The organism is Okeania sp. SIO3I5, assembly GCF_010672085.1.
In the GTDB taxonomy this organism is placed as follows: Bacteria; Cyanobacteriota; Cyanobacteriia; order Cyanobacteriales; family Microcoleaceae; genus Trichodesmium.
The window spans coordinates 1-7,713 of record NZ_JAAHHT010000342.1; the positions used below are offsets into that span (position 1 = coordinate 1).

Sequence of the window (7,713 nt, forward strand, 5' to 3'; positions counted from 1 at the left end):
TTTCAAAGGGATACTCAAACTTTCCGAATCTCCCCCCCCTTTCAAAGGGATACTCAAACTTTCCGAATCTCCCCCCCCTTTCAAAGGGATACTCAAACTTTCCGAATCTCCCCCCCCTTTCAAAGGGGGGGTTAGGGGGGGATTTTCCTGCCAATTCAGAAATACAGGAGAAGTTGTCAGAGTCGAAACTTTTTTCCCTACATGGAGAACAACATCATAACGGAAGCGAGTCAATTCATTTTGATAATTCCCGCGCTTGAGTTGAATTTCTACATGACTAATTTGAGGTAAATGCGCTTTTAGAGCAATAAAAAATTCAGGATCAATAATTAGTCGTTGTTCTCGAGCAAGACGCGAAGCTATCCGTTGCCCTAATTCTGATATTGAAAGGGAAGCAGAAGCTTGATATAACTGCACCGACGTATGAAACATTTCCAACAAAGGCAAACTCAGTATATCTCCCAGAAAAATTTGACCTCCAGGTTCGACTAACTGTACCGCTGTTTCTATAACCTGAACTAGATACTCAATACTGGGAAAAAACTGAATCACTGAATTAGAGATAGCTGTATCAAAAGGTTCATTAACAATCTCTCCCAATCCATCCGCAGGTTTCTGACGCAACACTACTGAGGATGCCAATTCACTATTACCAATTTGTCGTTCTAGATAGCGAATTGCTTCCCCAGAAAGATCCGTAGCGTAGTAATGCTGACATTGGGTGGCGACCCGAAACAGAAGCAAACCCGTCCCACACCCGATTTCCAAGAGTCGCTGCGGTTGCAAAGATAGAATCCGCTCCACCGTATGCTCTACCCATTCTCGCACTTGTTCAGGATCGAGGTCTTTCCCGGTATAGCTATCGTTCCAACCACCAATATGAAAACTCCCATCTTGCTCATCATCTGGTTGGATATAAGCTTCATCCCAAATTTTTTGCCATTGTTCGGTTTGCTTGACTGCATTTTCTGTATCTGCTTCCGAACCAGGAACTAAGTAAGCAACGAGGCGTTTTTGATTGGGAATATCTTCCCGTGCAATAACTACAGCTTGTTTTACATCAGGATATTTGCTCAAAGTTGCCTCAATTTCCCCAAGTTCGATCCGATAACCGCGAATTTTTACTTGGTCGTCAATGCGTCCCAGACATTCAATATTACCGTCAGGAAGGTAGCGTGCCAAATCCCCAGTTTTGTAGAGACGAGAATTTGGTTCCGTGCTAAATGGATTGGGAATAAATTTTTCCGCACTTAGTTCTGCTCTATTTAGGTATCCCTTTGCTAAACCTGCACCGCCAATATACAATTCTCCTGATTCGCCAATAGGTACTTGTTTCCGCTCCGGATCGAGAATATAAGTTTGAGTATTAGCAATAGGTTGCCCGATCGCTACTTCTCCTGCACCAGATTTTACCTGATAAAGAGTTGCCCAAACGGTAATTTCTGTAGGTCCGTATAGATTCCAGAGGGAGTCACATTTTTCTAATAACTTGTCTGCTAATTCTCTTGATAACCTCTCTCCAGTGGAAATAATTTTCAGATTTTGACTACCTTGCCAACCACCGTCTAGCAGCATTCGCCAAGTTGCTGGAGTTGCTGACATAACTGTAGGATTTTGGGATGTTAGCAATTCTATTAATTGTGCTGGATCTTTTGCTACTTCTCGACTAGCTAAAACGACGCGACCTCCGACAGTTAATAATCCGTATATTTCAGGAACCGAAACATCAAATGATATGGTGGTGAGAGCTAACATTGTATCGTCAGCGCCAAGTCCCGGACAAGTAGCGATCGCCTGTAATAAATTAACTACAGATTTGTGAGCAATTTGCACTCCTTTAGGTTTTCCAGTAGAACCAGACGTATAGATAATGTATGCTAAATTTTCAGAACTTAGCTTACTGTCTAGATTTTCAGAACCTTGTTGCCATATCTTTTCCCCATCGTTGTCTAAGTTAACTATCCGACAAGAGCTTGCCATTGTTGTCAACTCCAGCAAATTTGCCGCCAATTTTTCTTGAGTAACTATAATTGACAAACCCGCATCTTCAACCATAAAAGCTAAACGTTCTGTCGGATAAGCTGGATCTAAAGGAACATAAGCACCACCTGCTTTCAAAATTCCTAACATGGCGATAATCATGTCCAAGGAGCGATCGATACAAAGACCCACTAGAACTTCTGGCCCTACACCCAAATTTTGCAAGTAGCGGGCAAGTTGATTAACTTTACCGTTCAACTCCTGGTAGGTTAGCTGTTTTTCCTCAAACACTACCGCTACCAAGTTCGGAGTCCTTTCTACCTGTTGTTCAAATAACTGGTAGATACACTTGTCCTGGGGATACTCCATAGCAGTATCGTTCCAAAAAGTCAAGAGGCGATCGCTTTCTTCTTTTGTCACCATAGATAATTTTTCTACTGATATTACAAAAGTAATATTTTCACAAAAGACCCAATCTAGTCAATAATGAATAGGAGCGGGACTTACGCATAGGCGCTATATCTAGTAGGGGCGAGCAAGCGAATCGCCCCTACAGATAGCGTATTATTTAATAGACATCTCCAAAAATAAAAAGTCAAATCAATTCTTATCCATAAATTAGCAATTATTCTTCCCTGTTCCCTGTTCCCTGTTCCCTGTTCCCTCTTTTCATTAATTTCACAAAAAAAGTTGTTACTTATTAACAAAAGGTGTTATAATGACAGTTTTGCAGAATGTTGTAAGCATGACTGCCAAAGTTGAGTTAGGGTGACAATTAACTATGACAACACAAGTATTACCGAAAGTCAATAGCCTTGGAGACTGGGCATCCTTAGCCTTTGAAAAGCATTTTCAGAAAACTCTAAAACATGAACCAGAGGTACTCAAAGACCAAGATCCAGAGGAACTGCATCAAATGCGGGTGAGTATGCGTCGTTTACGTTCTGCTGCTCAAGGTTTTGGACCTGTTGTAAGTTTGCCGAAAGCTGCTCAAGATCGAAACATTGGTAAAATTGCTCGTTGTTTAGGGGGTTTAAGGGATTTAGATGTGCTTTTGGAAGCTCTAGAAAATCGCTATCAACCAAATTTACCTCCTCCAGAACAAGTCGAGCTGGATAAAGTTTTGCAACAGTTGCGAAAACAGCGTCGCCAAGCGTTCAAAAAAGTACGAGCAATACTCGGACACAAGAGTTATCTAATGTTGAAACAGAAATTGCAGGAGTGGTTAGATAGCCCAATTTATACAGATATTTCTCTACTACCAATTCAAGAAGTATTACCAGATTTATTATTACCAGAAATTAGTCAATTATTTCTTCATCCTGGTTGGTTAGTAGGGGTAGAAAAAGAGGATTTAGAAACAAGCGATAATCAGGATTTCCTGCTACAAAAAACTAATTCCAAATATCAAGTCGTGAAAATTAAGAATGATAATTATTCTATAGATATTAGGGATTATGAGGAAGAAAATCTACATAGTTTGCGCAAAGAAGTAAAGCGGGTTCGTTACCAAATGAGTTTGTTTACTGAATTTTACGGTGCAACTTATGAAGCTTATTTAAAAGATATGAAAGAACTCCAAGAATATCTTGGCGATATTCAAGATAGTGCAGTTTTAAGAGAATTTCTGGAAAATATTTTGCAATCTGACATTGACAAACTTCTTCCCAACTTGGCAAAGCAACTGCAACAAAGTCGAGACCAAGCATTGCGGAAATGGCAGGTTTTGCAAAGACGATATCTTAATATTCAAGTTCGACAAAATTTCCGCTCAGAATTATTGCGGCCTGTAAATCTCTAGTGCGAGCATCTTGCTCGCCAGGAGCATACCTGTTTGAGATGAAATTTCCGGCTCACACGGATTATGCCACGGATATACGGATTAAGAGATATAATGAAACCCAATAACAATCTTTCCCCCGTAAGGACTAAGCATCTTTAGTCCCTACCGTGATTAAGTTTCCGGCTCACACGGATTATGCCACGGATATACGGATTAAGAGATATAATGAAACCCAATAACAATCTTTCCCCCGTAAGGACTAAGCATCCTTAGTCCCTACCCTACTCCCTAATGCACAGTTTTTAGCTGAAACAGTCCAGTAGTAGCGTGTCAAGACTAAAATTGTGGGTGTTTGAGCGAGCAACGAGGGAAGACCTCTCCCCCCTGCCCCTCCCCCTCTCCTGCTTTTGAGAGGGGAGAAAACTCCCCCAACGCTAGCAGAGAATGGGGTTGGTTGTATACATATCGGTTACCTAACCAGATCCAATCGACCAAAAGAGAAAATTTTTGGTTCATTATTTCAATCCCAATGTTTCAATAAGAATCTCACGTTGTCACCAATGTATGTCAAACTCGAATCTCTCCTTTTTCAGTTCCGAAGTTAATTTTAGTTCCCACTGCCATAGTAACGCTGCGTCCAGGTTCAACATCTTTCATGTTATTATCAGCTGTTGTCACCACCCATTTTGCAGTGGTTAGATTTTTCAGTCCCCAAAGGTTAGGATTTTTGGGATTTCTAACTACCTCTGCTACTGGTTCTGAAAAATCATATTTTTTCCCATCGTCTACATGATGAGGAAATAACTTAGTATCGTGATTTAGCATGATAATTTTTTTACCAATACGGATACGAGGAGGTGTGACTATTTCTTTTTGACAACTCCAACAGGGATTGAGTTTTCCTTGTTTTTTCAAAGCATCAACATCATAAAAATTTTGTTCCCCACAATGAGGACAGTAAATGATGGAATCTCGCAAACTCAGCATGGTTTTACGCCACTCATTTTCCTGTACTCGACCATTTTCAGGATCTTTAATTCCATCTGTAAAAGCTCTGGTAAATAAGTCTCGTAATGATTGAGGATAAATCTCCCAAAAAGCGAGAGGATTCTCTTGTACCCCAGGAACGGGACGGTTGGAATGATCGTCGGGGTCAAATATAAAAAGTGCCTCTGTGCCATAAATTTTTGTCATTGCTGGCAAATCAAAGCAATGAATAGCTTGTTCTTTTGCTCCTTCTAAAGGATGATGGTTGAAAAGAATATAAAACAGCAAAACTGTTAAGGAAAATAAGTCAGTTTGCGTGCTAGGGTGTGCTTCACCTCTGACTATTTCTGGAGCCATAAAACGTGGCGTTCCGGCAACACTTCCAGCCATTTTGTTCACATCTACATTATCGTTGTCGCAAATGCGCACTTCTCCAGTATCGGGGTCAAAAAAAGCATTACCAAAAGAAATATCTCGATAGCATAATCCCTTGGCATGAAGTTGATAATAACTATCAGCTAGTTCAAATCCTGCTGTCACTAAAGCACGAAAACTAGGTTCGATTCTACGTTTGACTAAATCATTGAGACTTTTAAAACGTGGTTCCCGTAGAGGCATTATATAACCATAGGATGAAGGTTGTTCGGGAGCTAGTGCTAAGTCTACTGGCCAAAGAAATCGATCGTTAGGCGCACCCATTTGAATAGCATTTTCTAAACGCTCTTTTTGACGAGGATCTTGTTCAACAATATGGGGAAAATACCATTTGAGAGCCATTAATTTCCCATTAACATTAACTTGGTAAACTTCTCCTTGTCCGCCTTCAGCAAGGCGTTTTTCGATTATACAGTTTGCACCAGAAATTTCAGTTCCAATGTTTTGCCCATCTTGTAATTGAGTCATTATTTTTCTGCTGATAATTTGAGTTAATATTTTCAAAGAATGCCTTTTTAAGTAGGTCGGTGGGAAAATTTACAAATACGTCATTGCGACTGGAACGGAGTGGAAGGAAGCAATCTCAAAGGTCTCAGTTGCATCAACATTTCCTTTCATAGTGAGAGTTGTTCGTGCCTACCTACTTAAGCTTTTCTCGTATTAATTGAAAAGCCAAAAATATTGGCTATTTGTGATTTTTTTTATGAGGAAGGCAATGGCTTTAGGCTATTTGAAGGTGTTGTTTTTGGGCTTGGTGAAACTTTAGGAGTTGAAGTTTCTGAAGGTTTTGTTTCTGGATTATTATCACTAAAGCTTTTTGGGAGTAACCAGATAGCAGTAGCAATATTTGTCAACATACTAATAGTAACTAAAACCATAGTCGCAATTAATCCTGTTTGCAGAAAATCTACTTTTTTTTTATTTCGCTTACGACTGTTCTTTCTATTTTTGTTACTTCTGTGACTTTTTTCTTCTTAGTAGAATTTAACTCTTGTGACTTTTGTGCTGTTAAATTTTGCAATAATTTTTCAATATCTTCTAACTTCTTAGATTGTAATTCTAATAGCTCTATAAAACTCTTTTGCAAATCTTGTAATAAATTACTATAATCCGTTACAAGTGTTTCTATTTGATTTGAGTAGGTTTCGGTAGTTTGATTTAAAAGATTAACAAGTAGTTGAATATCATCTTTTTTTACAGATTCTTGTAATTGTTCTTTTATTTGCTGAAGTTCTGCATTGCTTTTTTTGCTTTCTTTAAAAACTTTTTTGGCAAGTTGCCAACAAAGTTTATCATAATCTGCTTTGTCTTTATAGTCAATTTGTTTAATCAACCCAAAGGTAATATCATCTCCACTCCCTGCTTGAGATGTCTGCTCCAAAAAACCTTTTAGTTGTGATGCAACTTCATCAAAAGTTTGCTGCCGAATCATATCTAAGTAATCTTTACCAATTTTGATGAATTTCTCTTCACTATCAAAAGAGTTGGCATAACCATCTGTCGAAACTATAATCATTGGTCGTTTACTTTCTTGCGTGTAACGGACAAAATGGTTGTCTATATATTTCCACGCATCCTTCATGCACAAAGAATAGGTTTCATTAGCTATCAGATTTTCATCTTTAGCAATAGGTCTAGTCGTGTTTCCACCAGTATCTACAGTCAGAATATCTCCATCTCCTAGTTGAAGATAAAGGTTATAATCTTCTGTTACTAAAACTGCTAAGAGAGTCGCACCATAAACAACATATTTACGCTCTTCTTTATTATCTTCAAGACTTTTACGTACTTTTTCTCCCTCTTCTTTTTCTAATTTATCCCATTCTTCTAAAGTAAAGTCCTTGTTTTTGAGATCGTCATCGACTTTCTTTTTCCATGTGGAAACTATGTTTTGGCGAAACTCATCGTTAACAGGATTTTTTACTGCTGAGGTATTCTCTTGATCGCTTTCTTGAGCTACTAAACCTGTCAAAAGTTCTATAGCAGTTTCTACAGCAAACTTAGAACCGCGATCGCTCCTAAAACTTTTAGCACTACCGTGGCCGTCAGAGATAGCTAAGATAATAGGCAAGTCATTCTCGTTAGGTTGGTAATAATCACCGTAATCCTGGTTCCGCAAATTTTTGCGCTCGTGACTTGCTCCTGTAACAGTTTCTAGCATCAAGCGCCATGGTTGTAAATCTCGATCTGATTTTTTGGTTTCTTCACTCATAAATTTTTTCCTAATTTTATTCTAATATTAGACATTTCCAGAAAAGAGGGAACAGCGAACAGGGAACAGCAAAATTTGTAGTGGACTGACACAGCTAAAACTTTGCATTAGGCGTAGGTTGGGTTGAGGAACCCGAAACCCAACAACAACTTTGCTCCCCCACTCCTGTAGGGACGTTGCATGCAACGTATAAACCTGCCAAGACTCAAGATTTTTGTAAATTAAGTTAAATTTTAAAAAGATATACTGGAACTAATCGTAATTATTTTTTTCATAAAAAGTAAATATCAATCAATAATCATGAAACTATTAACAT

Annotated in this window: 5 protein-coding genes; 1 reads left to right on the forward strand and 4 read right to left on the reverse strand. The window is 38.8% G+C overall.

All coding sequences use genetic code 11. From position 1 onward, the window contains the following. On the reverse strand, positions 1-2,403 hold a 2,403-nt coding region (locus F6K40_RS37155), incomplete at its 3' end, for an amino acid adenylation domain-containing protein (protein WP_293144301.1). 358 nt (positions 2,404-2,761) lie between these two features. Here F6K40_RS37155 and F6K40_RS37160 point away from each other — a divergent pair. After that, entirely contained in the window at positions 2,762-3,781 is a 1,020-nt protein-coding gene (locus F6K40_RS37160) for a CHAD domain-containing protein (protein ID WP_293144304.1), read from the forward strand. A gap of 549 nt (positions 3,782-4,330) precedes the next feature. On the opposite strand, the gene F6K40_RS37165 is transcribed toward F6K40_RS37160, so the two are convergent. The 3 genes from F6K40_RS37165 to F6K40_RS37175 form a co-directional block, all read right to left on the reverse strand. After that, a complete protein-coding gene (locus F6K40_RS37165; RefSeq protein WP_293144307.1) occupies positions 4,331-5,653 on the reverse strand; it encodes a protein kinase domain-containing protein in 1,323 nt (440 codons plus the stop codon). Between the two features lie 233 nt (positions 5,654-5,886). Further along, positions 5,887-6,063 carry a hypothetical protein gene (locus F6K40_RS37170; RefSeq protein WP_293144310.1) on the reverse strand — a complete coding sequence of 59 codons (177 nt, stop codon included), beginning with the start codon at positions 6,061-6,063 and terminating at the stop codon, positions 5,887-5,889. Positions 6,064-6,092: 29 nt separating this feature from the next. Continuing rightward, positions 6,093-7,397, reverse strand: coding sequence for a PP2C family serine/threonine-protein phosphatase (locus F6K40_RS37175; protein WP_293144312.1), 1,305 nt, complete (start codon positions 7,395-7,397; stop codon positions 6,093-6,095). Positions 7,398-7,713: the final 316 nt, after the last annotated feature.